We start from the raw sequence: 23252 nt of genomic DNA, 5'->3' as shown, positions 1-23252 counted from the left end.
GTGGAGCCCATGCGCGAGCCAGCCGGGAGAGAACGCCATGCCGGTGATCGCGCCGATCATCAGAATAGTGGACGTTGCACATGTCCGCTTCGCCGCGCCCGATCTCACCATGATGCGCGGCTTTCTGAATGACTTCGGCTTCGAGACTTTCGAGGAAGGCGGACGGCTTTATGGGCGCGGCTGCGATGGCCGGGCCTTCGTCCATGTGACCGAGCCCGGTGAGGCGCGCTTCCTCGCCGTGGGCCTGCGTGCTGCCTCGCTCGCCGATCTGGAAACGCTTGCGAGCGCCGAAGGGGTGCCTGTCGAGACGCTGGAGGAGCCCGGCGGCGGCCATGTCGTTCGGCTGGTCGATCCGGACGGCCACCGGGTCGAAGTCGTTGCCGGACAGGATGTCCGCGCCCCCGCACCGCCCCTCACCGATCCGCCGCGCAACACGGCGGCGGCCAAGCCTCGCCTTCGCGCGCCTTTGCGGCTCAGGAACGCGCCGGCCCATATCCAGCGCATCGGCCATGCCGTCCTGCGCGTCCGCGATTTCCGCTCATCGGAGGCGTGGTACAAGGCGCGCTTCGGCCTGATCACTTCGGACGAGGTGGAAGCCGCAAAAGGCGTCCCTCTGGGCGCCTTCCTGCGCTGCGATCGCGGCGATGTGCCCAGCGATCACCACACGCTCTTCCTCGCCGAACTGCCCGGCCCGCCGGGCCTGCTTCACGCTGCTTTCGAAGTCGCCAATCTCGATGACCTCATGCTCGGCCACCAGCACCTCAAGGCGGCGGGCCGCAAGCCCGCATGGGGCGTGGGCCGCCACATCATGGGCAGCCAGATCTTCGATTACTGGCTCGATCCGTTCGGCAACGAGCTTGAGCACTGGACCGACGGAGACCTTTTCACCGCCGCCGATCCGCCGCAGAAGCAGACTTTTCAGGCGCTGCTTGCAGTACAGTGGGGTTCGCCCCATCCCATGCAGGCTGGCCGCCTTGCCCCGCCGGCCGGCCTCGTCGGCTTCCTCATGGCGCTGCGCCTGCGCCTGGCTCGCCTTTTCCGCCGCAAACCCGAAGGAACCCCCACATGAAGCTCGCCACATTTACCGCCGACGGCCATACCCGCACCGGGATCGTTGTTGACGACAAGATCATCGACACCGGCATCGACGGAACGATGATCGACCTGATCCGCGATTGGGATGCAGTGAAGGACGATCTGGCCGTAAAGGCAGCTGCAGGGGGCGGCATTCCGCTGGCCGATGTAACGCTCGAAGCACCAGTCCAGCGGCCGGGCAAAATCTTCGCAATCGGCCTCAACTATGCTGACCATATTGCTGAATCCAATATGAAGACACCGGAACGGCAGGTGTGGTTCACCAAGGCACAGACCAGCGTAAATGCCCCCTATGCCGGGATCGAGATCACCAAGGACCAGATGACCACCGACTATGAAGTCGAGCTCGTCGCGGTGATCGGCAAGGGCGGCAAGCATGTGTCCGCCGCTGACGCCTCTGCCGCGATCTTCGGCTACTGCGTCGGCAACGATGTGACCGAACGCATGTGGCAGCACGCCTCGCCGCAATGGTCGCTGGGCAAGAGTTTTGACACCCACGCCCCGATGGGCCCGTGGATCGTCACCGCCGATGAAGTGGGCGATCCCCACGCGCTCGGCCTGCGCTGCTTTGTGAATGGTGAAAAGCGGCAGGATTCCAATACGTCACACCTCGTTTTCAACATCTGGCAGCAAGTCGAGCACCTCTCCGTCGGCATGACGCTGGAGCCCGGCGACTGCCTCTTCACCGGCACGCCCGGCGGTGTCGGAGCCGCGATGGACCCGCGCCGGTTCCTGCAGGCGGGCGATGTCGTGCGCTGCGAGATCGACGGTCTCGGCCACATCGAAGGCACGATGATCGCGGAAGGGTAAGGCCATGGCCTTTGATTGCGACGTCCTGATTGCCGGCGGCGGGCCGACCGGCGTCGTGCTGGCGATCCTCCTCGCACAGCGCGGCGTGAGGGTGATCGTCGCGGAGAAGGCCGGCGACATCTATCCCCTCCCCCGCGCCGCGCACATCGATCACGAAGGCATGCGTATCCTGCAGGAGGCGGGGGCAGCAGAGGCGGTCATGGCCACCTGCCGCCGCGCCGCGCGCTATGAATTCCGCAATGCGCGCGGCGAGGTTCTGCTGTGTTTGGAAGGCTCCGACCGGACCGGCCCCGGCGGCTGGCCGGGTGCCAACATGATCCACCAGCCCTCGGTCGAGCGGGCGCTGCGCTCCAGCCTCGCCACCTGTCCCGAAGCGGCGCTGCACGGCGGTTGGGAGCTCGGCGCCTTTGCCGAGGATGCCGAGGGCGTAACGGCTGAGATCGCCACACCTGACGGCCTGCGCACGATCCGCACGCGCTGGCTGATCGGCGCGGACGGCGCGCGCTCGCCGGTGCGCAAGGCCATGGGCATCGCCTTCGACGATCTCGATTTCGAGGAACCCTGGCTGGTGGTCGATGTGCTCGTCGACGATCCCTCGCGCCTGCCCACGGCCAATCTTCAGATCTGCGATCCCAAGCGCCCGACGACTTGCGTGCTGATGGGCGAAGGGCGGCATCGCTGGGAATTCATGATCCTGCCGGGCGAGACGCCCGAACAGGTGAGCGAGGATGCCTTCATTGCGGGGCTGATGAAGCCGTGGAATGTCGAAGGTGCGGTGCGCATCGAGCGCAAGGCGGTCTATACCTTCCGCGCCCGCATTGCCCGCGTCTGGCGCAAAGGCCGCGTCTGCCTGGCCGGCGATGCCGCGCATCAGACCCCGCCGTTTGCCGGACAGGGCATGTGTTCGGGCCTGCGCGATGCCGCCAATCTCGCGTGGAAGCTCGCCGCGGTGATCAAGGACGGTGCGCCGGAAAGCCTGCTGGACAGCTACCAGCCCGAGCGCGAACCCAACCTGCGCGCGACGATCGCGATGGCGATCATGATGGGCCGCATGGTCTGCACCACCAGTCGCTGGGGCGCCTTCCTGCGCGACACGAAGATGCGCATCGGCCGTGCGCTGGGCAAGCTGCCCACCACGCCGCCCGATTATCCGCCGATTTCGGCAGGCGCAATCCTTGCGGACAGCCCGGGGGCTGGCCGCTACTTCCCGCAGTCCATCGCGCGCGACGGGGCGAAACTGGATGACCGCCTTGGCCCTGGCGCCTGGCTGATAAGCCGCAGCGAGCTTGCTGGAGAAGCCCTCGCCCCCTTTGCCGAAAAGCTGGGAAACTGGCTCGACAGGCATCGCACCGATGCTGTGCTCGTGCGGCCAGACCGCCATGTCTTCGGCGCGGGCGATCCGGAAACATTGCGCGCGGCATGGAAAGCCGCCACCGGCCTTGAGCCGCCCCCACCCCTCGCCTAAGGTCCCTCGCCCAAGCCAGCCCGCGCTGGAACTGGCAGAAGGAACGAGAATGCACGCCCCGCAAACCATGCCCAAAGCGCGGCAGGATCAGCCGTCGGCCCATCAATCCTGGGTCCACTGGGCGATCGGCCGCATTGAGGCCGATTATGCGCGATCTGCCGATACGCACCTGCTCCCGGTGCCGCTTGCCGCACTGCCGGGCATTGCGATCTACCTCAAGGACGAGAGCAGCCACCCGACCGGCAGCCTAAAGCACCGGCTCGCCCGCTCGCTGTTCCTCCACGCGCTGTGCAGCGGATGGATCGGGCCGGAAACGACGGTGGTGGAGGCTTCATCGGGTTCGACTGCGGTGTCCGAAGCCTATTTCGCGCGCATGCTTGGCCTGCCCTTCGTGGCGGTGATCCCCGAGCGGACGGCGCGCGAGAAGATCGCGGCGATCGAAGCGCTGGGCGGCACCTGCCATCCCGTCACCGATCCCGGCACCGTCCACGCGGTCGCCTCCCGCATCGCCGCCGAATGCGGCGGACACCACATGGACCAGTTCACCTTTGCCGAACGCGCAACCGACTGGCGCGGCAACAACAACATTGCCGAGAGCATCTTCACGCAGATGCGCCGCGAACCACATCCCGTGCCGACCTGGATCGTCTGCGGCGCGGGGACCGGCGGCACTTCGGCCACCATCGGCCGCTTCCTGCGCTACTATCGCCACCCCTCGCGCCTGTGCCTTGCCGATCCGGAATCGTCCGCCTTCCACCGCCACTGGTACGACCGCACGCGACACGCGGGCAGCGGCGAGCCTTGCCATATCGAGGGCATTGGCCGCCCGCGTGTCGAAGCCTCGTTCGTACCTAGCGTGATCGACCGTGCGGAAGTGGTCAGCGACAGCGCCTCGATTGGCGCGGCCCGCGCGCTCTCCCGCCATCTCGGGCGGCGGGTCGGCGGTTCTACCGGCACCAACCTTGTCGCCTGCGCGCGTCTCGCGGGCGAGATGGCGGCGCGCGGCGAGGACGGGGCTATCGTCTCGATCCTGTGCGATTCCGGGGAGCGCTATGCCTCCACGCTATTCAGCGACGATTGGCTGCGCGTGCAGGGGCTGGATGTCAGCGCCGACGAGGCCCGCATGACGCGCTTTCTGGCCGAAGGCTGCTGGCAGGAATGACGACTGGCGGCCCTACCAGGGGATGATCAGCTGCTTGCCGTCCCAGTTTTCGGACTCATGGCGGGCCCTTGCATACATCCCGCGAATGATCTCGCTCTCGGGATAGAGTTCGATCATGTGTCCCATCGTGGTGCGCGCATCGATGTAGCAGATCTTCGCGCCGAAGCTGACCACGAACTCGCTCGCCACCGGCATCCCCGCCGCGACATAGCGGTCGCGCGTGCCCTCGTAGTCCTCGCAGAACATCGCCATGTGGTGGATGCCCTGCTGACCATTCGGATACATGTCATGGAACGCGCTCGGGCCGGTGGAAACGAGCTCCACGAGTTCGATATTGAGGTCACCGCTCTGCACGAACACGCCGCGGATGCGGATCGGCTCTGCCGGCGCACCGCGATAGACATGGTCCGAAAGCACGCCCTGCCCGCCCCCGATAAACGGCCCCATGCCGAAGAGCTTGTTGTAGCGCGCGCAGGCGGCCTCGAGGTTGTCCACCACGTGGCAGACCTGAATGAACGCTCCGCTCGGCACTGACATGGCACTCTCCCTCAATTAGTCGACGACGGCCTCCACGAGGGTCGGGACATCGGCGGCAAACGACCACGCCAGCGCCTCGTCGAGTGCCGCCGCCGTTTCCGCCCGCCGCGCTGCCACGCCCTGCGCCTGCGCTAGCGCGCAGAAATCGAGATGCGGCAGCTGCGTACCCGGCAGCGATTGCATGCCGAACTTGCGGCCGAAGCTGTGGAGCGCCTCGTAGCGCCCGTTCTTGATGATCACGAAGCTGACCGGCGTGCCCAACTGCGCCGCGGCATGAAGGCCCTGGATCGCGTACATGCTGGCGCCGTCACCCAGCACCGCGACGACCTTGTCGCCGCGGCGTGCAAGTGCGGTGCCGATTGCGGCGGGGAGGCCGTAGCCGAGACCGCCGCTGGCCGTTGTGTAGAACGTGTCAGGTTCGGTGATCGGCAGGCGTTCGTGCATCGCGCCACGACTGGACGCGGCTTCCTCCACGATGATCGAGCCCGCAGGGCGCAGCGCTGCGATCTGTTGCAGCACGTAGGCATCGGTCATCACGCTGCCATCCAGCCTCGGCAGCGGCGCAGTCGGCGGCAGCACATCGCGCCGCACCGGCGCGGCGGCGGCGAGCAGCGTATCCAGCGCAAGCCGGCAATTGGCCACCACGGCATTGCCATCGGGCAGCCACGCCGCATGGACCGAATTATCACCAATTAACCAGAGGCTTGCGCCCTCCGGCACATGCGGCCCAAACCCCTCGACATGATAGAGCGACATCGGCCCCCCCAGCACGAGGATCAGATCGTGCCCGGCAAGGCTCTCGACGATCGCCTCGCGCCCGGCGGTCAGGAAGCCCCGAAACAGCGGGTGGTTTTCGGGAAAGCTGCACTGCGAGGCTAGCGGTGCGACCCAGACGCCCGCACCGTGGCGCTCGGCGAGCGCGATGACCTGATCCCAAGCCCCGTCACGTCCGGCCCCCGCACCCACCACGATAACCGGGCTCGCGGCCTTCGCCAGCGCTGCCGCCACTTCCGCGAGCGCTGCCGGATCGCCGGGATTGCGCGCGAACATGCGGCGCGCCGGGATCGGCTCGCAGGGCTGATCCCAATCGTCGATGGGCACCGAGACGAACGTGGGGCCCCATGGCGGCTCCATCGCGACATGATAGGCCCGCGCGATCGCGGCGGGCACGTCTTCCGCCCGCGCCGGCTCGCAGGCCCACTTCACGAACGGCTTGGGAAACTCGGTCGCCTGCTGGGCGAAGAGGAACGGCTCGTAGGGCAGGATCGAGCGCGCCTGCTGGCCGGCGGTCACCACCAGCGGCGTCTGGTTCTTGTAGGCGGTGAAGAGATTGCCGAGCGCGTGCCCGGTGCCAGCCGAGCTGTGCAGATTGACCAGCGCTGCGTTGCGAGTGGCCTGTGCATAGCCATCGGCCATCGCGAGCACGACGGATTCCTGCAGACCCAGCACGTAGCGGAAATGCTCCGGAAAATCGCGGAACATCGGCAACTCGGTCGATCCCGGATTGCCGAAGATCGTCGTCATTCCATAGGCTTCAAGCAGGGCGAAAGTCGCCTCGCGAACGGTCGTCATGGTCTCTCCCGAACGTGGCGCCTCCCGGCCACATGCCGGTTGTGCGCCCCGGCCCGCGCAAAAACAACCGCCGCGATGCGCTGCGCCACGGTGCGAAACGCGAGGGCGCCTTGCACCTGCAGTTTGCCCTTGCCGAGTGCCAGCCGCCCCGCAATGAAGAGGGTGAGAGCGCAAAGCCAACCGTACGAGGATGCCTGCATGAACACCCGCCATCTGGTCGATCCGGAACTCCTGCCGCTGATCGATCTGCTGCCCGACAATGCCTTCACGCGCGAGGCTCTGCCCACCATCCGCATCGAATCCGAAGGCCGCTTCGCCTTCGTCGGCGTGCCGCCCATCGCAGCGGAGGTCAAGGTGATCGAGGGCGAAGGCGGTCCGCTGGAGGTCTATTGGTACGATCCGGCTCCCGGAACGAAAGGCCGCGCTGCCCTGCTTCATGTCCACGGTGGCGGCATGGTCATCGGCTCCGCGCGCTCGATGCAGCAGGGTCCGTCAGGCATCGCGGCAGCGCTTGGCATTCCTGTCGCCTCGGTCGAATACCGCCTTGCGCCCGAGCACCCCTTTCCCGCCCCGCAGCAGGATTGCTACGCCGCGCTCAAGTGGCTGGCTTCCAGCGCCGACGAACTCGGCATCGATGCCGCGCGCATCGGCATCACCGGGGAAAGCGCTGGCGGCGGGCTTGCGGCGGCGACCGCGCTCATGGCGCGCGATCTTGGCGGCCCGGCGCTCGCCGCGCAGATCCTCACCTATCCGATGCTCGATCACCGCACCGGCAGCGATCCCTGCCCTTATGGCAACCCGACCACCGGCGAATTCGTCTGGACCCGCGCGCACAACCGCTTCGGCTGGGAAGCCCTGCGCGGGGAATACGCCGCTGACGATGCGCACAAGGGCTGGTTTTCGCCTTCGCTCGCCGAAGACCTTGCAGGCCTCCCGCCAACATGGATCGGCACCGGCAGCCTCGACCTGTTCCTCGACGAGGACCTGGATTACGCGCTGCGTCTGGTGAAGGCGGGCGTCCCGGTGGAGCTTCACTCCTACCCCGGCGCGATCCACGCCTTCAACGCGGTGACCGAAGCCGCTGCCGCCAAGGCCTTTACCCGCGACCTCCTCAGCGCAATCGCGCGCCTGCTGCGAGTTTGAGATGCGAAAGGACTGGAACACCATCATGAAGCGCCTCGCCCCGATCCTGCTGGTCGCCACCACGTTTGGCGCCTCGCCCGCCTCCGCCGCCGAAATCTCCACCCACATCCTCGATCTGGCGCGAGGAAACGGCGGCGCCAATGTTCCGGTCACGCTGGCGCGGCGCGATGCCGCCGGGGCGTGGACCAAGGTTGCAGAGGCCAGCACCGATGCCAACGGACGCGTGCGCAGCTTCGGCCCGAGCGAGAGTTTCATCCCCGGCACCTATCGGCTGCAGTTCGACATGACCCGCTATGCTGCCGGGCCCTCCGCGCCGTTCTTTCCGGAAATCGTGATCACCTTCAGCGTCACCGATGCAGGGGCGCACTATCACGTGCCGGTCGCCGTCAGCCCCTTCGGCTACTCCACGTATCGCGGCAACTGATCGGGCGCGGCATTCCTCACTTGTTTGCAGCTATGCCTATTTCGGCATTCCAATCCGGTGCGCCGCCACTAAGGTCGCGCGCAGGGATGAAAGAGGGAGCCCCATGAATTTCGAGACCTTCATCACCTGCGCCGTGACCGGCTCGGGCAGCACCGCCGACAAGCATCCGGGCCTGCCCATCACCCCCGCGCAGATCGCCGATGCAGCGATCGAGGCAGCGAAGGCAGGTGCCGCGATCGCGCACATTCACGTCCGCGATCCCGAAACCGGCCCAGGATTCGGCAAGGGCAGCCGCGATGTGGCGCTCTACCGCGAAGTGGTCGAACGCATCCGTGCGTCCGACACTGACGTGGTGATCAACCTCACCGCCGGTATGGGCGGCGATATCGTGTTCGGACCGGGCGAAAATCCCTTCCCGCTTGATGAAGCCGGCACCGACATGGTCGGCCCGATGGAGCGGCTGCTCCATGTGCAGGAACTGCTGCCCGAGATCTGCACGCTCGATTGCGGCACGATGAACTTTGCCGAAGCCGATTATGTGATGACCAACACGCCCGGCATGCTGCGCACGATGGCTGCCGAAGTGCAGCGCCTTGGCGTGCGGCCCGAACTCGAAGTGTTCGATACCGGGCACCTCGTGTTCGTAAAGGAGCTGATCCGTGATGGGCTGCTCGATGATCCGGTGATGATCCAGCTGTGCATGGGCATCCCCTATGGCGCGCCGGACGATCCGCTCACTACGATGGCGATGGTCCACCAGCTACCGCCGGGCGCGGTGTTCAGCGGCTTTTCCATCGGGCGCAACCAGCTGCCATTCGTCGCTATGGCAGCGCTTGCGGGCGGCAACGTGCGTGTGGGGCTGGAGGACAACCTCTATCTCGGGCGCGGGCAGCTTGCCACAAACGGCCAGCTCACCGAGCGCGCAGTGCAGATCCTGACCGGCATGGGCGCGCGGATCCTGACGCCCGCCGAAGTGCGCACAAAGCTCAAGCTGCAGAAGCGCTGAGGGACCAACGATGACCCCTGACATTCGCCCAGAGATCAACCGGGTCGGCATCGTCGGCGGCGGCGTGATCGGTGCCGGTTGGGCCGCCCGCTTCGTGCTCAACGGCATCGATGTTTCGATCTACGACCCCGATCCCGAGATCGAGCGCAAGACCACGGCGGTGATCGCCAATGCGCGCCGCGCGCTCACCCGCCTGTTCGGCAATGCGCTACCCGCCGAAGGCACCGTCACCTTCGCAGCGAGCCTTCAGGACGCGGTGCGCGAGGCCGATTTCATTCAGGAAAGCCTGCCAGAGCGCGAGGATCTCAAGATCCGTCTACTGGCGGAAATGGACGCGGCGATGCCTGCCCATGCGGTGATCGGCTCATCCACCTCGGGACTGCTCCCCACCAAGCTGCAATCGGGCATGGCGCGGCCTGACCGGCTGGTGGTCGGCCATCCGTTCAATCCGGTCTACCTTCTGCCGCTCGTCGAGATTTGCGGCGGGGACCAGACCAGCCAGCAGACCAGGGACATCGCCGCCGCGGTTTACACGCGGATCGGCATGAAGGTCCTTCACGTCCGCAAGGAAATCGACGGCTTCATCGCTGACCGCCTGCTGGAGGCCGTCTGGCGCGAGGCGCTGTGGCTGATCAACGACGGCATCGCGACCGCCTCCGAGATCGACGACGCCGTGCGCTTTGGCGCAGGCATGCGTTGGTCGTTCATGGGCACGTTTCTCGTCTACCGGCTGGCGGGCGGAGAAGACGGCATGCGCCACTTCCTCCACCAGTTCGGCCCTTCGATGGAATGGCCCTGGACCAAGCTGATCGGCCCCAAGCTAACTGACGAGCTGATTGACACGATTTCCCGGCAGTCCGACGAGCAGGCGGGCGGCATCGACCTGCGCACTTATGAGAAGCTGCGCGACGATTGCCTTGTCGACCTCACCCACGCGCTGGAACGCAACGATTTCGCCTCGGGTCAGGTCGCCCGCGCGCACCGGGCGCGGCTTGTTGCGACCGGCAAGAGCGCGGCCCCGGCAATTGGCTCGATCCGAGATGACGGGCAGATGCTCACCATCGCGTGCGCCGTCCAGCCCGAATGGATCGACTACAACGAGCACCTCACCGAATACTGCTACCTCAAGCTGTTCGGAGACGGCACCGATGTCGTCCTCGCCGCCATCGGCGCGGGCGCGGACTACGTCGCGGCGGGCCATTCGTGGTACACGGTCGAAACGCATATCCGCCACCTCGGCCAGGCACGGCTAGGCGATGCGGTTGAGGTGCGCACCCGCGTGCTGGCCTGCGATGGCAAGCGGCTCCACCTGTTCCACGAAATGGTGCGCGGGGCCGAGGAAGCCGTGATCGCGACCGCCGAACACATGCTCGTCCATGTCGACGCAGCAGCTGAAAAGTCGGCTCCTGCGCCCGATGCGATGCGCGCGGCTGCCGCAGTGCTCGTGGCGGGGCAGGCGCACCTGCCGCCGTCCGATAGCGTGGGCCGCCAGATCAGGATGCCGGGCTAGCCGCGCGCACTAGGGGGAGACGCAGACCGCATGGCCTTGGTTGAAAGCCGCTCGATCGATTACATCCCCCTCGCCGAACGGCGCGGCAAGGTGCATCACCTGTGGCCAGTGTGGTTCATGGGCGATGCTCACCTTGCCACGTTAGCCACGGGCGCGATCAGCGTGGTGGGCGGGCTGGACCTGTTCTGGTCGAGCCTTGCGGTGATTGGTGGCTGCGCGCTGGGCACGGTGCTGATGGCGCTGCACTGCACGCAAGGGCCGCACCTCGGCCTGCCGCAGATGATCCAGTCACGCCCCCAGTTCGGCTATATCGGCGCGCTGCTGGTGTGGATCGTGGCGCTGTTCACCTACATTGGCTTCAACGCGCTCAACCAATCGCTGGCGGCCAGCACCCTGAAAGAGCTCGTCGGCCTGCCGGAGGCGCCCGCGATCATCGGTTTCGGGTTGGTGGCGGCGCTGGTGGCGGGGATCGGCTATGACGTGATCCACAGCACCCAGCGCGTGCTCGCCTACATCATGCTGGCAGCGCTGGCGGTTTATACGGTCGGCTTCTTCACCGCCTTCGATCTTGGCGCGCTGCTGAAGCCCAGGGAATTCAAGCCCACGCTGTTCCTCGTCCAGTTCTTCGCGGCGGCGGGCTATCAGCTCAGCTGGTCGATCTACGTTTCGGACTATTCGCGCTATCTCCCGCGCGAAGTCGGCATCAAGTCCGCCTTCCTGTGGACCTTCTGCGGCGCCTTTATCGGCGGCACATGGATGATGCTGGTGGGAGCCTTCGCCGGGGCAACCTTTACCGATCCCGACATCGTCGTGGCGCTTCGCCGCAGTGCGGACGCGATGTTCGGCGGCTTCGGCCTGTTCATGCTCGCTGCCAGCTTCTTCGGCCTGATCACGATCACCTCGCTCAATCTCTACGGCTCCTCGCTCACCCTGCTCAGCGTGATCGACAGCGTGAAGCCCATCCCGCTCGGCGCGCCTGCCCGCCTTGCCGCGCTCGTCGTCTGCCTCATCGCCTCGCTGTCGCTCTCGCTCGGCATGGGCGGCAACGTGCTGCACGGGTTCGAGGCATTCCTCGGGGTGCTCGTCTACCTCTTCACGCCGTGGACCGCGATCAACCTGGCGGACTTCTTCTTCGTGCGGAAAGGCCACTATTCGATCCGCGCCATGTTCATGGCCGACGGCATCTACGGCCGCTGGAACTGGCGCGGGCTCACCGCCTATGCGGTGGGGTTCGTGGCGATGATCCCGTTCTTCAAGACCGAGCTCTTTGTCGGCCCGGTGGCGCGCGCGCTGGGCGGGGCGGATGTGTCGATGCTGGTGGGCCTGCCTGTCTCGGCCGCCGTCTACCTCCTGCTCTGCCGCAATCTCGATCTGACCAGAGAGCTGGCGATGATCCCCGAACTCGACCGCAATCTGGAAACGGAGCCGGTGCGGTGATCCGCGGCATCCTGGCGCTGCTTTTGATCGTGCTGGCCGCTCCGGCTACCGCAAAGCCCATCGCTTTTCCAGACCGGTTCGATCCGATCGGCACTCCTGTAGAGAGCTTCAAGACCCGCGAGGGCCGGACGGTCCATTACACCGATACCGGCGAGGCGGGCTGGCGCCCGATGCTGTTCATCGGCGGTGTGGGAACCAGCGCCCGTGCGCCCGAACTGGTCGCCTTCCTCGATACCCTGCGCCGCCGCCTCAAGGTGCGGATCGTGGCTGTCGAGCGCAATGGCCTTGGCGACACTGGCTATGACCCGGTGTGGACCTTCGCCGACTACACCAGCGAGGTGCAGCAAGTCCTCGGCCAACTTGGCATCGGCAAGTTCGCGCTTGTCGCGATCTCCGGCGGCGGGGCCTATGCCGGACACATCGCCGCGGCCATGCCGGAGCGGATCACCTCGTGGCACATGCTCGCGGCCATCGCCTCCGCACCGGCGGACAGCCCGGTCTGCACCGCCGATCCCGCCGCGCTGGAGGGCATGCTGGCAAAGCAGGTCGGTGCTCCGCGCGAATTCTGGGCCATGCCGCCGGATGGTGTCGCGGCCAGAGTCCCCGGCTTTATCGACCGCGCGGCGGATGAAGGCGCCCACGCCTATTTCATCGCGGGACAGCGCGGCGACGCGCGCGCGGTATCCCGCGAGTACCGCAGCTTCTGCAAGGCCCCCGCGCCTGTAACGGCCTTTCCGGCCCCCGCGTTCTTCTACTACGGCGAGGCAGACAAGCTGGTCCCGCCCGCGCAAGGCGAATTCTGGGCCGAAAAAGTCGCGGGAAAAGTCACCTTCCGCCGCTATCCGGGCGAAGGCCACGATGTTCAGTACCGCCACTGGGATCAACTCCTGCTCGATGTTTCGGGTCATAGCGGCAAGACGCTGGTCTGCGCGCAGGGACGCGCCCGGCTGCTGCCCGGCCTTGTCGAACCTGCCGCGCTGCCACAGGGCGACACGCTCGGCATTTGCGCTTGGCAGGGCCGCAAGACCGCCCCAAGGAAGCCGGACCATGCCGCCCATAAGTGATGACAAGACCCACGGCCTCACCACCCCGCTCGAAGGCGTGGCAGCCGAGCCCTTCCAGCCCGGCGAGGCCATTCCAGCCCCGCTGCGCCTGATCCGCCCCACCGTCCCGCACGAATGGGTCGATTACAACGGGCACATGAGCGAATCGTGCTATCTCCTTGTTTTCGGAGATCAATCGGACGCCTTCTTCCGCAAGATCGGCATCGACGAGGCCTATCGCGCTGGCGGCCATTCGCTGTTCACCGTGCAGACGATGATCTTCAACCTCGCCGAAGCGCACCTCGGCGATCCGCTCGATCTGGCGCTGCAACTGATCGACGCGGACGACAAGCGCCTCCACATCTTCCACACCATGCACCACGGTGAGACAGGCGAACTGCTGGCGACCGGCGAACAAATGCTGGTGCATGTCGACATGACAGCGGGGCGCTCCGCCCCCATCCCGCCCGAGCTTCACGCGCGGGTGCATGCCGTGCTCACCGCGCACGCCAGGCTGGAGCGCCCCGCGCAAGTCGGCCGCTCCATAGGTATCAGACGGGACAAGACGTGATGCATTTCGAACTTTCCTCCGAACAGCAGATGCTGGTCGAAACGGTCCGCCGCTTTGTGGAGACCGAGCTTTATCCGCACGAGAAGATGGTCGAAGAGACCGACAGCGTGCCGGACGATCTTGCCGCCGAAATCCGCGCCAAGTCGCAGGCGCTCGGGCTCTTTGCGGTCAACATGCCCGCGGAACTCGGCGGCGGCGGGCTCGGCACTTTCGATACGACGCTGATGGAGCGCGAACTGGGCCGCGCCAGCTACGGCCTGCAGATGATGATCGCGCGGCCCAGCAACATCCTGCGCGGGTGCGAGGGCAGCCAGATCGAGGAATACCTCCTCCCCACGATCCGGGGCGAACGCCACGATTGCCTTGCCATGACCGAGCCCGACGCCGGCTCCGACGTCCGCTCGATGCGCACCTTTGCGAGGGCCGACGGTGATGACTTCGTGATCAACGGCTCCAAGCACTTCATCAGCCATGCCGATGTCGCCGATTTCGTGATCCTCTGCGCTGCGACCGGAGAGGCTGGCGGCAAGAAGACGATCAGCTGCTTCCTCGTCGATTTCGACACGCCCGGCCTTACCCGGCGGCGCGGGCCCAAATGCGTCTCGCACCGGGGCTATCACCAGTGCGAGCTCATCTTCGAGGATTGCCGCGTGCCCGCCTCCAGCCTCCTGGGTGAGCTCGACAAGGGGTTCGAGCTGATGGGGCAGTGGCTGGGCTCCACGCGCCTTCAGGTTGCCACCACCTCGGTCGGGCGCGGCCAACGCGTGCTCGAAATGGCGACCCAGTGGGCCGCAACCCGCAAGCAGTTCGGGCAAGCCATCGGCAAGTTTCAAGGCACCGGCTTCAAGCTGGCGGACATGAAGACCGAGTTGGAGGCCGCCGAACTCCTCACCTTCCGCGCCGCGTGGAAGGACGATCAGGGCACCATGACCGATACCGACGCGGCCATGGCCAAGCTCTTCGCCTCCGAGGCACTCGCGCGCGTGACCGACAACGCGCTCCAGATCTTCGGCGGCATGGGCCTGATGGATGAGCTCCCCATCGAACGCTTCTGGCGCGACGCCCGCGTGGAGCGCATCTGGGACGGCACCAGCGAGATTCAGCGCCACATCATCAGCCGCGCGCTGCTGCGCCCGCTGGAGGCATGACTTCGGATAGACTTTCGCGCCTGCTGCGCCCGCGCAGTCTGGCGATTGTCGGCGGCAAGGCGGCTGAGGAAGCCGTGCGCCAATGCCGTGCGCTGGACTTTGCCGGGCCGATCTGGCCGGTAAACCCGAAACGCGCGGAGATGGGCGGCTTGCCGAGCTTTGCCGAAATGGCGGCGCTGCCAGAGGCGCCGGACGCGGTGTTCATCGCCGCCCCCGCGCCAGCCACCATCGCGCTGGCAGGGGAGCTGGCAGGGGCTGGCGGCGCTATCTGCTACGCCGCAGACTTTGCCGAAAGCGGTGAGGAAGGCCGTGAACGGCAGGCCGCGTTGCTCGCCGCCGCGCAGGGCGTGCCGCTTATCGGCCCCAATTGCTACGGCATGCTCAACCTGTTTGACCGCGTGGCGCTCTGGCCCGACCAGCACGGCTGCCTGCCCATTGACTGTGGCCCAGATGGTCAAAGGGGCGTCGCCATCGTCAGCCAGAGCGGCAACCTCGCGCTCAATCTCACCATGCAGGCGCGCGGATTGCCCATCGGCTATGTCATCTCGGTCGGCAATTGCGCCGATGTGACCCCGGCCGACCTCATCGAAGCCCTGATCGCAGATGAGCGGGTGAGCGCCATCGGTCTCCATCTCGAAGGCCTCGGGCGGCCCGCGCGCTTCTCCGAAGCCTGCCTTGCCGCGCGCGCGGCGGGCGTGCCCATCGTCGCGCTCAAGACGGGCGCTTCAGCCAAGGGCGCGGCGCTCACCATGTCGCACACCAGTTCGCTCGCCGGGGCCGATGCGCTGTGCGATGCGCTGTTCGTGCGCTACGGGATCGCCCGCGCGCACGATCCTGCCACCTTCCTCGAAACGCTCAAGCTGCTGCATGTCGCGGGCCCCTTGCGCGGGCGGCTGATCACCAGTGCCAGCTGTTCGGGCGGCGAAGCCTCGCTCACCGCCGATCTGGCCGAGGCCGCCGGGCTGGAGACGCCGGACTTTCCCGCCGCCACGCAGGCCGCGCTGGAAGAAGTCCTCGGCCCGCGCGTCCATGTCGCCAATCCGCTCGATTACCACACCTATATCTGGGGCGACGAAGCGGCGCAGACGGCCTGCTTCGGTGCGATGATGGGTGCGGGGTTCGAAGCCTCACTGCTGATCCTCGATTTCCCCCGCGCCGATCGCTGCACGGCTGCCGATTGGGACGTGACCCTCGCCGCCTTCCGCGCCGCGTCGCGTGCGCACCCGGCACGGCAAGGCACGGTGCGCATCGTAGCGAGCAGCCTTGCCGAAACAATGCCCGAACCCGTCGCCGCCGCGCTCCTGGCCGATGGCATCCTCCCCGCCGCTGGTCTTGCCGAAGCGCTGCGCTCCATCGCCGCTGCCGCTGCTATCGGCGAGGCGTGGGCGCGCCCTGCCCCCGCCGCGCTTGCCGAACAGCCCCTGCCGGGCGCAGGCGATGCCAGGATGTGGGACGAAGCGCGCAGCAAGGCCGCGCTCGCTGCCGTCGGCGTACCCGTGCCGCGCGGGCGCGTGCTCAGCCGAGCGGACCTTGCCGAAGCTGCATTGGCTGCGCCTTTCCCGCTTGTTCTCAAAGCGGTAGGTGCCGATCTTGCCCACAAGACCGAAGTGGGCGGTGTCGCGCTCGGCCTCACCAGCCGCGAGGCGATCCTTGCTGCCGCAGATGGCATGGCAGGACTCTCGGACGAATTCCTGATCGAGGAAATGGTAGGCGGTCCAGTGGCTGAACTGATTGTGGGCGTTGGCCGCGATCCGCAGTTCGGCTTGTTTCTCACCATCGGCGCTGGCGGCATTTTCGTCGAGCTACTGCGTCAGACAGCGCAGGTCCTCCTTCCTGCCAGCAGCGCCGATATCGAGGATGCGCTAGCCGGCCTGCCGCTTCACAAGCTGCTGACAGGCTATCGCGGCAAGCCCGGCTGCGACATGCCGGCGCTGGTCGATGCCATCGCCCGGATCGCCGCATGGGCCATGGACCATGCGGACCGCCTGGAAGAAATGGACGTCAATCCGCTGCTTGCGCTGCAAAGCGGTGCCGTTGCGGTGGACGCACTTATCAGGATGAGGGATGCTCAGCCATGACCGCAGTAAAGCTCGACCGGCGTGACGGCATCCTGATCATCACGCTCGACCGGCCCAAGGCCAATGCCATCGACGTGGCCACCAGCCTCGAACTTTACGCTGCGTTCAAGGCGCTGAACGACGATCCCGGCCTGCGTGTGGGGATCGTCACTGGCACCGGGCGTTTCTTTTCCGCCGGTTGGGACCTCGGCGCCGCCAATGATGGTGAGGCAGTCGATGCCGATCATGGCCCCGGCGGCTTTGCTGGGCTCACCGAATACTTCAGCCTCACCAAGCCGGTGATTGCGGCGGTCAATGGCCTTGCGGTCGGCGGCGGGTTCGAGCTGGCGCTGGCGGCTGACCTGATCGTGGCGAGCGAGACCGCGAAGTTCTGGCTGCCCGAAGCGCAACTCGGCATGCTTCCCGATTCCGGCGGCCTGCTGCGCCTGCCCAAGACAATCCCGGAGCGGATCGCGCGCGAGATGATCCTGACCGGGCGGCGGATGGATGCGGACGAGGCCGCAGCGCTGGGCCTTGCCAGCCGCGTCGTGCCGGGCGACGCGCTGATCGAAGCCGCGCTCGAACTGGCGACGATCATCGCCCGCTCCGCCCCGCTCGCCATCACGGCGGCGCGCGATGTCCTTCGCGATACCGCCGGTATGGAGGTGGAAGCGGGCTACAAGCTGATGCGCAGCGGCGCGATCCCATCTTACCAGGCCATGCTGCAATCGGACGATGCGCTTGAAGGTCCGCGCGCCTTTGCCGAAGGCCGCGCGCCGGAGTGGAAGGGCCGCTAGAGCGTTTTCGAAGCAGGTGGAATCACCTGCTGGCTCGGAAAACGCGGTAAAACAAATGCCTGGAGCAGCCGGTCCGAGGCAATCGGATCGGAATCTGCTCTAGGCCGCGTCCCAATCGACCGGAGCAACGCGCGGCAGGATGGCCAGCCAGCCAATCAGGCCAAGTACGTTGACCAGCCCCGCCAGCAGGAACGCTGTGCCGTAAGAGCCGCCGCCCGCGTCGATCAGCACGCCCGCAAAGAACACACCGATGATGCCGGGCATGTTGCCCATCATGTTCTGCACACCCACCCAGCGTGCAGCGGCAGCGGGGCCGCCCATGATCTGCGGGATCATGAAATAGGCGGGCGACGAGAACCCGAGGAAGATCTCGTAGACGAACAGCAGCGCGATACAGGTCCCGATCGGCATGAACGGCATGGCCAGCATGCAGCCAAGCCCCGCCAGATGCGCCGCCGCCAGCGGCAGCTTGAGCGTGAACGAGGGCGACCAGCCGCGCTGGATCAGCTTGTCGAACGCCCAGCCCGCCAACAGCGCGGCCAGCGCGTTGACGAGATAGGCGCTCGAGACGACCGTCGCCATGTGCTCCTTGGAAAAGCCGCGCTGCATCTCAAGGTACATCGGCAGGTAGCCGAGGATGAAATACCAGTTCCAGTTGCCCGCAAAGTGCCCCAGCGAAGCGCCCCACAGTGCCCGGCGCGAGAGGATCTGACGCATGGTCACCCGCGGCTGGCCGGGCGTTTCAGCCGGTTTCGCCTCATGAATTCGCACCCGGCTCCACGGGATGAGCCACAGCAGCGAGACCGCGCCGAAAATCAGGAACGTGGCGCGCCAGCCCCAGCGGGCCATCATGAACCCGCCTAGCAGTGTGCCCACCGCCGGGCCGACAAGGTAGCCGAAGCCGATCAGCCCGTTGGCCAGCCCCATCTGCGCCTTCGGCACATTGCTGGCGATGATCTTCGAGGTGGTGGTGAAGGCCACGCTCTCGCCCATGCCCAGCATCAGGCGCAGCACGAACAGGCCATAGAAGCCTTGCACGAAGCCCGTCATCAGCGTGGAAACCGACCACAGCAATGCGCCCAGCCCCAGCACCAGCTTGCCGCCGAGCCGATCTGACAGAGCGCCGGCCGGCAGCTGGCAGAAGGCATAGGCAAAGTAGAACCCTGCCGCGAGCGCGCCATATGCAGTCGCACTGAGGTTCAGGTCGGCGCGGATCTGCGTCGCGCCCGTGGCGAGATTGCCGCGGTCGATGTAGTTGATGAACAGGCTCGTCGCCATCAGGCCAACGAGCACGAGTGGTGCGGTTATGCGGCGCGCGCCTGCCTCACTGGGCATAGTCTGAACCCTGCCGGTCCAGCATGCGCTTCAGTGCCGCGAAGTGCAGCTCGATGCGGTCCAGCCCTTCGACCTGGGCGGAGCTGGTGTATTGCTCGACCGTGGTCCCCAGCACCGGTTCGTCCACCAGCCGCAGCCGCTGCCCGCTCGATTGCGCGAGAATCTGGGTCATTGCTGCGCGCTCGAAGAAATAGAGCGTGTTGAAGGCTTCGGCGACACTGCTGCCTGTCGTCACCACGCCATGATTGCGCAGCAGCAGCACCGCCTTGTCCCCCAGTGCCGCCGCCATGCGCCGGCCCTCGCCGCTGTCCAGCGCCAGCCCAGCATAATCACAAACTGCTATAAGCCCGGCAAAACCGATCGCATTCTGGCTGGCCATCAGGAGTTCGGGCTCTTCCAGCAGGCTGAGCGCTGTCGCATAGGGCATATGCGTGTGCATCACGCAGCGCACATCGGGCCGGGCCGCGTGCAGCGGCGCGTGGATATGGAAGGCGGTGTCCTCTACCGGCCCCTTCCCCGCCAGCTTGTTGCCCTCAAAATCCACAACGAGGAAATCGGAGGCCCGGATCTCCGACCAGTGCAGGCCGAATGGCGCGAGGAAGAAACGGTCGGTGTAGCCCGACACCAGCAGGGTGAAGTGGTTGTCGATACCCTCGTGATAGCCGTAGTGCACCGCCAGCCGGTGGCTCGCGGCAAGGTCAACCCGCGCCTGCCACTCGGCCGCGTCCATCAGCGCGCAGGTTCCGGCGCGCCGTCAAGCTCGCGGATCAGTGGCTTGCGCAAAAGCAGGATCACCGCCGCGCCAACCACGCCGATGGAGGCATCCAGGGTCCAGAATGCGGAGGGGCTCATCGTATCGAAGTAACTGCCAACCCACCCCGCCGTAACGTGCGCGGCGAAAGGCGAAAGGAAGGCAACCCCCATCAGCGTCGAGGCGACCCGCGGAGGTGCCGCCTTGCTCACGATCGCCATCGTGGTGGGCCAGTAGTACATCCAGCCCAGCCCCATGATCAGCCAGCCCGCAACGGCCCAGAACGCACCTACGCCGTGCTCCTGCGTCACGCCAAGGTTGGAAAACGCGAAGAGCAGCGCGGCAAACGCAACGATGGCCGTGCCGATGCCCTGCTTGGTCACGTTGGCCGGTTCCTGTCCGCGTTTGGCCTGCCAGCTCCACAGCGCCACGAGGATCGGCGCGGCAAGGATCGATCCGAACGAATCCATGCCGGCGAACCAGCTCGAAGGCACAGTGCCGAGCGGGGTCGCGAGATTGACCCACTGGTCGACCCACAGGATGCCGATGCTCCACACCATCGGATAGGTGATCTCGGCGGGAAAGGTCAGCGCGATAACGAAAATCAGCACCGCCACCCGGCGACGCTCGGCCGGCGTGAGCGGCGGTGCTTTCTCGCGCGCGGTCGCCCCTGAGCTCGATTTTGGCGGCTTGGGATCGGGCAGATGGCGCTGGCCGAGGATGTAACCGACCATGGCCACCAGCATGAGCACTGCCGCCACCGCGAAGCCGGCATGAAAGCCCCAGATCGCTGCAACGAGGCCGGTCGTCACCGGACCGCTGGCCGCGCCGATGTTGATGCCGGTCGCGAAGATCGTGTAGCCCTGTGAGCGGCGCGATTCATCCTCGCGCGGATAGAGCGTGCCGACTTGCGCCGAGATATTGCCCTTCAGGAAGCCCGATCCGAGTATCAGCAGCAGCAGAGCGAAGACGAAGCTCTCGTAGAACGACATCGCCGCGTGCCCGGCGGCCATCAGCAGCACGCCAAGCAGCACGGTCCGCTTGGGGCCCAGTACCCGGTCGGCCACCCAGCCGCCGATGATGGGCGTGAAATAGACCAGCCCCGCGTACCAGCCGTAGATGATCGAGGCGAAGGCGACATCGCTCATCGGCCCGTTGAAACTGAGCCCATGGCGCAGTGCGGCAAGCCCGAGCACCTTGTCGGCATGGAGCGGAAGCAGTTCCTTCACCATGTAGAGCGTGAGCAGCGCGGACATCCCGTAGAACGAGAAGCGCTCCCACATTTCGGTGAAGGCGAGGTAGTAGACACCCTTGGGATGGCCGGCGAATTGTTCGAACTGCTGCTCTTCGGCCGCCATTATCCTGTCTCACCCCCGGCTTTCGCGTGCATCGGTTCGCGCGTGCGATCGTGTAGGGGATGGGCGAAAGGCTGCCCATCCGTCAATCGCGAAACTCAGCCAATCGTGATTACGCTGTTCCCGATCAGTCGACCGGATTCGACGACTGCGTGCGCTCTGGCGCTTTCGGTGAGATCGAATGTGGCCGCAATCGCGTGCTGCAACGCGCCAGCTTCCAGCGCGGCGGTCAATCTCGCGACGGTCGCCGCCCGCTCCTTCGCGGAAAGCAGATAGACCAGCAGCATCCGCAGCGTCACATGGCGGAACATCAGCGGATAGAAAGGCAGCTTCGGCTCGGCATCGGCCATCGAGCCATAAGCCGCGATCACTCCGCCATCACCGATCACCGCCGAGGTTACTGGCAAATTGCCGCCGAACTCCACTTCGACCACGCGGTCGACCGGACGCCCCGCGTTGGCGGCAAGGATCGCCGCCGCGACATCGCCGTCGCGGTAGTTGATCACCGCATGCGCGCCCGCTGCTGCGGCCGCCGCCGCCTTTTCAGGCCCGCTGACCGTCGCGATCACGCGCGCGCCGCCCCAGCGCGCAAGCTGGATGGCATAGTGCCCCACCGCGCCCGCGCCGCCCGTCACCAGCACGGTCTGCCCGGTGACGTCACCATCGGCGAACACGGCATGGCATGCGGTCGAGCCCGGAATGCCAAGGCATGCGCCTGCCTCGAAACTAGTGCCCTGCGGCAAGGGAACGGCCTGCCCTTCCGGAAGGCAAACGAACTCGGCGCAAGTGCCAAAGGACCGCCGATAAGCCGCATTCCACACCCAGACCCGCGTCCCGATCCGCGCCGCCGATACACCCTCTCCGACAGCCTCGATCTCACCCGCACCATCGGAATGGGGAATGACGCGCGGGAAGGCGATCGGCCCCCGCACGCCGGAGCGCGATTTCACATCGGACGGATTGACGCCCGAGGCATGCAGACGCACCCGCACTTCGCCCGGTCCCGGCTGCGGCGTCTCGATATCGCCCAGCCGCAACACTTCGGCAGCAGGCCCCGTTTTCTCGTACCAGACAGCGCGCATCAGGCCTCCATATCCAGCGACAGGCTTTCGGTATGGCCGTCGATTGCGATCGGCTGGCCGGAAATCCGCGCCCCAGCGGGCGAGATCAGATACTGCACCATCGCGGTCACATCCTCGCGCGTGGCGAAAGCGCGCAGCGAGGTCTGCCGCTTGTACTCATGCTCGACCTCGGCGATCGTCAGGCCGCGCTCTGCCGCGTCGGCGGCTATCACGCGGTCGATGCGGGGGCCCTCGACACTGCCTGGGCAGATCGCGTTGACGCGGATGCCTTCGGGGCCGAGTTCCATCGCGAGCGTCTTGGTCAGCCCGATCAGCGCCCACTTGCTGGCCACATAAGGCCCCCGCAGCGGGCAGCCGAACAGGCCCGCAGTCGAACTCATGGTGATGATGGCGGAGCCCGGCGCGCGCTGGCGCAGCAGTGGAATCGCGCGGCGCGTCATCAGGAACATGCCATTGAGGTTGACGCCGATGGTGGCGTTCCACGCATCGACAGGCTGGTCCTCGAACCGTGCCGTTGGCCCGGCAATCCCGGCGTTGTTGACAAGAAGATCGATCCCCGCAGCCCCGCGCGCCAGCAGATCGCCTTCCACCCACGCGTAGAACCGCTCGACCGATGCGGCATCGCTGACATCGCAGACCATCGCGGCGAGGCCATCGTGCTCAGGACCAAGCGCCGCAACCGCTGCCGCATCCTGATCCCCCGCATAGACCAGCCAGCCATCGGCGCAGAGCGCTTCGGCAATGGCGAGGCCGATGCCGCTCGCCGCAGCCGAAATGACGGCAATGCGCCGCTTCATCACCCCTACCCCCGTCTCGCCCGCAGTTCAGTCCTGCACGGTCCTGTCACCGGCCGGGTCCGAATGGAACTCGTGCCAGATGCCATTGAGGATTGCGACGCTTACGGCAAGGCCAAGGCCGAGGATCCAGGCAAAATACCACATGCGGCTTGTTC

General features: G+C 66.3%; 22 protein-coding genes. 14 read left to right on the top strand and 8 right to left on the bottom strand.

Features of this window, described 5'->3' with window-relative positions:
- Positions 1-37: 37 nt before the first annotated feature.
- Genes Q0071_RS13785 through Q0071_RS13770 form a run of 4 tightly spaced genes read left to right on the top strand, consistent with a single transcriptional unit; the run spans position 38 to position 4532 of the window.
- Positions 38-1069 carry a VOC family protein gene (locus Q0071_RS13785; protein WP_298170413.1) on the top strand — a complete coding sequence of 344 codons (1032 nt, stop codon included), beginning with the start codon at positions 38-40 and terminating at the stop codon, positions 1067-1069.
- Complete coding sequence (locus Q0071_RS13780; protein WP_298170410.1) at positions 1066-1905, top strand: fumarylacetoacetate hydrolase family protein; 840 nt, start codon at positions 1066-1068, stop codon at positions 1903-1905. The genes Q0071_RS13785 and Q0071_RS13780 overlap by 4 nt, the downstream gene beginning before the upstream one ends.
- 4 nt (positions 1906-1909) lie before the next feature.
- Complete coding sequence (locus tag Q0071_RS13775; RefSeq protein ID WP_298170406.1) at positions 1910-3370, top strand: bifunctional 3-(3-hydroxy-phenyl)propionate/3-hydroxycinnamic acid hydroxylase; 1461 nt, start codon at positions 1910-1912, stop codon at positions 3368-3370.
- A 49-nt stretch (positions 3371-3419) separates the two neighbouring features.
- On the top strand, positions 3420-4532 hold the full coding sequence (locus Q0071_RS13770; protein ID WP_298170403.1) for a PLP-dependent cysteine synthase family protein: 1113 nt from the start codon (positions 3420-3422) through the stop codon (positions 4530-4532).
- 12 nt (positions 4533-4544) lie between these two features.
- On the opposite strand, the gene Q0071_RS13765 is transcribed toward Q0071_RS13770, so the two are convergent.
- Together Q0071_RS13765 and mdlC are read right to left on the bottom strand one after the other, a co-directional pair.
- Positions 4545-5069, bottom strand: coding sequence for a VOC family protein (locus tag Q0071_RS13765; protein WP_298170400.1), 525 nt, complete (start codon positions 5067-5069; stop codon positions 4545-4547).
- 15 nt (positions 5070-5084) lie between these two features.
- Positions 5085-6641 carry a benzoylformate decarboxylase gene (gene mdlC / locus Q0071_RS13760; RefSeq protein ID WP_298170397.1) on the bottom strand — a complete coding sequence of 519 codons (1557 nt, stop codon included), beginning with the start codon at positions 6639-6641 and terminating at the stop codon, positions 5085-5087.
- Positions 6642-6839: 198 nt separating this feature from the next.
- Between mdlC and Q0071_RS13755 the strand changes: the two genes are divergently transcribed.
- The 10 genes from Q0071_RS13755 to Q0071_RS13710 all read left to right on the top strand — a co-directional run bounded on the left by Q0071_RS13755 (position 6840) and on the right by Q0071_RS13710 (position 17777).
- Positions 6840-7784, top strand: a complete 945-nt coding sequence (locus Q0071_RS13755; RefSeq protein ID WP_298170393.1) for an alpha/beta hydrolase — start codon at positions 6840-6842, stop codon at positions 7782-7784.
- Positions 7785-7809: 25 nt separating this feature from the next.
- Positions 7810-8208 carry a hydroxyisourate hydrolase gene (uraH, locus tag Q0071_RS13750; protein WP_298170390.1) on the top strand — a complete coding sequence of 133 codons (399 nt, stop codon included), beginning with the start codon at positions 7810-7812 and terminating at the stop codon, positions 8206-8208.
- 103 nt (positions 8209-8311) lie between these two features.
- A complete protein-coding gene (locus Q0071_RS13745) occupies positions 8312-9214 on the top strand; it encodes a 3-keto-5-aminohexanoate cleavage protein (protein ID WP_298170387.1) in 903 nt (300 codons plus the stop codon).
- A 10-nt stretch (positions 9215-9224) separates the two neighbouring features.
- Positions 9225-10724 (top strand): carnitine 3-dehydrogenase, encoded by a 1500-nt coding sequence (locus tag Q0071_RS13740; RefSeq protein WP_298170384.1) that lies wholly within the window; start codon positions 9225-9227, stop codon positions 10722-10724.
- A 30-nt stretch (positions 10725-10754) separates the two neighbouring features.
- Positions 10755-12161 (top strand): cytosine permease, encoded by a 1407-nt coding sequence (locus Q0071_RS13735; protein WP_298170381.1) that lies wholly within the window; start codon positions 10755-10757, stop codon positions 12159-12161.
- Positions 12158-13225 carry an alpha/beta hydrolase gene (locus Q0071_RS13730; protein WP_298170378.1) on the top strand — a complete coding sequence of 356 codons (1068 nt, stop codon included), beginning with the start codon at positions 12158-12160 and terminating at the stop codon, positions 13223-13225. The genes Q0071_RS13735 and Q0071_RS13730 overlap by 4 nt, the downstream gene beginning before the upstream one ends.
- Positions 13209-13775 carry a thioesterase family protein gene (locus Q0071_RS13725; protein ID WP_298170375.1) on the top strand — a complete coding sequence of 189 codons (567 nt, stop codon included), beginning with the start codon at positions 13209-13211 and terminating at the stop codon, positions 13773-13775. Before Q0071_RS13730 ends, Q0071_RS13725 begins: the two co-directional genes overlap by 17 nt.
- Positions 13775-14923, top strand: coding sequence for an acyl-CoA dehydrogenase family protein (locus tag Q0071_RS13720; protein ID WP_298170373.1), 1149 nt, complete (start codon positions 13775-13777; stop codon positions 14921-14923). Before Q0071_RS13725 ends, Q0071_RS13720 begins: the two co-directional genes overlap by 1 nt.
- Positions 14920-17001, top strand: coding sequence for an acetate--CoA ligase family protein (locus Q0071_RS13715; RefSeq protein ID WP_298170370.1), 2082 nt, complete (start codon positions 14920-14922; stop codon positions 16999-17001). The genes Q0071_RS13720 and Q0071_RS13715 overlap by 4 nt, the downstream gene beginning before the upstream one ends.
- Positions 16998-17777 carry an enoyl-CoA hydratase-related protein gene (locus tag Q0071_RS13710; RefSeq protein ID WP_298170367.1) on the top strand — a complete coding sequence of 260 codons (780 nt, stop codon included), beginning with the start codon at positions 16998-17000 and terminating at the stop codon, positions 17775-17777. The genes Q0071_RS13715 and Q0071_RS13710 overlap by 4 nt, the downstream gene beginning before the upstream one ends.
- 99 nt (positions 17778-17876) lie before the next feature.
- Here the strand turns inward: Q0071_RS13710 and Q0071_RS13705 are convergent, their stop codons facing one another.
- The 6 genes from Q0071_RS13705 to cydX all read right to left on the bottom strand — a co-directional run bounded on the left by Q0071_RS13705 (position 17877) and on the right by cydX (position 23241).
- Complete coding sequence (locus Q0071_RS13705) at positions 17877-19112, bottom strand: MFS transporter (RefSeq protein WP_298170365.1); 1236 nt, start codon at positions 19110-19112, stop codon at positions 17877-17879.
- Positions 19102-19842, bottom strand: a complete 741-nt coding sequence (locus Q0071_RS13700) for an aldolase (protein ID WP_298170362.1) — start codon at positions 19840-19842, stop codon at positions 19102-19104. Before Q0071_RS13700 ends, Q0071_RS13705 begins: the two co-directional genes overlap by 11 nt.
- Complete coding sequence (locus Q0071_RS13695; protein WP_298170358.1) at positions 19842-21221, bottom strand: peptide MFS transporter; 1380 nt, start codon at positions 21219-21221, stop codon at positions 19842-19844. The genes Q0071_RS13700 and Q0071_RS13695 overlap by 1 nt, the downstream gene beginning before the upstream one ends.
- Positions 21222-21316: 95 nt before the next feature.
- Positions 21317-22300 carry an NADPH:quinone reductase gene (locus Q0071_RS13690; RefSeq protein WP_298170355.1) on the bottom strand — a complete coding sequence of 328 codons (984 nt, stop codon included), beginning with the start codon at positions 22298-22300 and terminating at the stop codon, positions 21317-21319.
- Complete coding sequence (locus tag Q0071_RS13685) at positions 22300-23097, bottom strand: SDR family oxidoreductase (RefSeq protein WP_298170353.1); 798 nt, start codon at positions 23095-23097, stop codon at positions 22300-22302. Before Q0071_RS13685 ends, Q0071_RS13690 begins: the two co-directional genes overlap by 1 nt.
- 27 nt (positions 23098-23124) lie before the next feature.
- Positions 23125-23241, bottom strand: coding sequence for a cytochrome bd-I oxidase subunit CydX (cydX, locus tag Q0071_RS13680; protein WP_298170350.1), 117 nt, complete (start codon positions 23239-23241; stop codon positions 23125-23127).
- Positions 23242-23252: the final 11 nt, after the last annotated feature.

The sequence above is a fragment of the Novosphingobium sp. genome, from assembly GCF_027486195.1.
In the GTDB taxonomy this organism is placed as follows: domain Bacteria; phylum Pseudomonadota; class Alphaproteobacteria; order Sphingomonadales; family Sphingomonadaceae; genus Novosphingobium.
This window is presented reverse-complemented; position numbering and strand designations above follow the sequence as displayed.

What these genes read in the sequence shown, in the direction of transcription:
- Q0071_RS13785 (WP_298170413.1), top strand. Translation starts at nt 38, where the DNA reads ATGCCGGTGATCGCGCCGATCATCAGAATAGTGGACGTTGCACATGTC.
- Q0071_RS13780 (WP_298170410.1), top strand. Translation starts at nt 1,066, where the DNA reads ATGAAGCTCGCCACATTTACCGCCGACGGCCATACCCGCACCGGGATC.
- Q0071_RS13775 (WP_298170406.1), top strand. Translation starts at nt 1,910, where the DNA reads ATGGCCTTTGATTGCGACGTCCTGATTGCCGGCGGCGGGCCGACCGGC.
- Q0071_RS13770 (WP_298170403.1), top strand. Translation starts at nt 3,420, where the DNA reads ATGCACGCCCCGCAAACCATGCCCAAAGCGCGGCAGGATCAGCCGTCG.
- Q0071_RS13765 (WP_298170400.1), bottom strand. Translation starts at nt 5,069, where the DNA reads ATGTCAGTGCCGAGCGGAGCGTTCATTCAGGTCTGCCACGTGGTGGAC.
- mdlC (WP_298170397.1), bottom strand. Translation starts at nt 6,641, where the DNA reads ATGACGACCGTTCGCGAGGCGACTTTCGCCCTGCTTGAAGCCTATGGA.
- Q0071_RS13755 (WP_298170393.1), top strand. Translation starts at nt 6,840, where the DNA reads ATGAACACCCGCCATCTGGTCGATCCGGAACTCCTGCCGCTGATCGAT.
- uraH (WP_298170390.1), top strand. Translation starts at nt 7,810, where the DNA reads ATGAAGCGCCTCGCCCCGATCCTGCTGGTCGCCACCACGTTTGGCGCC.
- Q0071_RS13745 (WP_298170387.1), top strand. Translation starts at nt 8,312, where the DNA reads ATGAATTTCGAGACCTTCATCACCTGCGCCGTGACCGGCTCGGGCAGC.
- Q0071_RS13740 (WP_298170384.1), top strand. Translation starts at nt 9,225, where the DNA reads ATGACCCCTGACATTCGCCCAGAGATCAACCGGGTCGGCATCGTCGGC.
- Q0071_RS13735 (WP_298170381.1), top strand. Translation starts at nt 10,755, where the DNA reads ATGGCCTTGGTTGAAAGCCGCTCGATCGATTACATCCCCCTCGCCGAA.
- Q0071_RS13725 (WP_298170375.1), top strand. Translation starts at nt 13,209, where the DNA reads ATGCCGCCCATAAGTGATGACAAGACCCACGGCCTCACCACCCCGCTC.
- Q0071_RS13720 (WP_298170373.1), top strand. Translation starts at nt 13,775, where the DNA reads ATGCATTTCGAACTTTCCTCCGAACAGCAGATGCTGGTCGAAACGGTC.
- Q0071_RS13715 (WP_298170370.1), top strand. Translation starts at nt 14,920, where the DNA reads ATGACTTCGGATAGACTTTCGCGCCTGCTGCGCCCGCGCAGTCTGGCG.
- Q0071_RS13710 (WP_298170367.1), top strand. Translation starts at nt 16,998, where the DNA reads ATGACCGCAGTAAAGCTCGACCGGCGTGACGGCATCCTGATCATCACG.
- Q0071_RS13705 (WP_298170365.1), bottom strand. Translation starts at nt 19,112, where the DNA reads ATGCCCAGTGAGGCAGGCGCGCGCCGCATAACCGCACCACTCGTGCTC.
- Q0071_RS13700 (WP_298170362.1), bottom strand. Translation starts at nt 19,842, where the DNA reads ATGGACGCGGCCGAGTGGCAGGCGCGGGTTGACCTTGCCGCGAGCCAC.
- Q0071_RS13695 (WP_298170358.1), bottom strand. Translation starts at nt 21,221, where the DNA reads ATGGCGGCCGAAGAGCAGCAGTTCGAACAATTCGCCGGCCATCCCAAG.
- Q0071_RS13690 (WP_298170355.1), bottom strand. Translation starts at nt 22,300, where the DNA reads ATGCGCGCTGTCTGGTACGAGAAAACGGGGCCTGCTGCCGAAGTGTTG.
- Q0071_RS13685 (WP_298170353.1), bottom strand. Translation starts at nt 23,097, where the DNA reads ATGAAGCGGCGCATTGCCGTCATTTCGGCTGCGGCGAGCGGCATCGGC.
- cydX (WP_298170350.1), bottom strand. Translation starts at nt 23,241, where the DNA reads ATGTGGTATTTTGCCTGGATCCTCGGCCTTGGCCTTGCCGTAAGCGTC.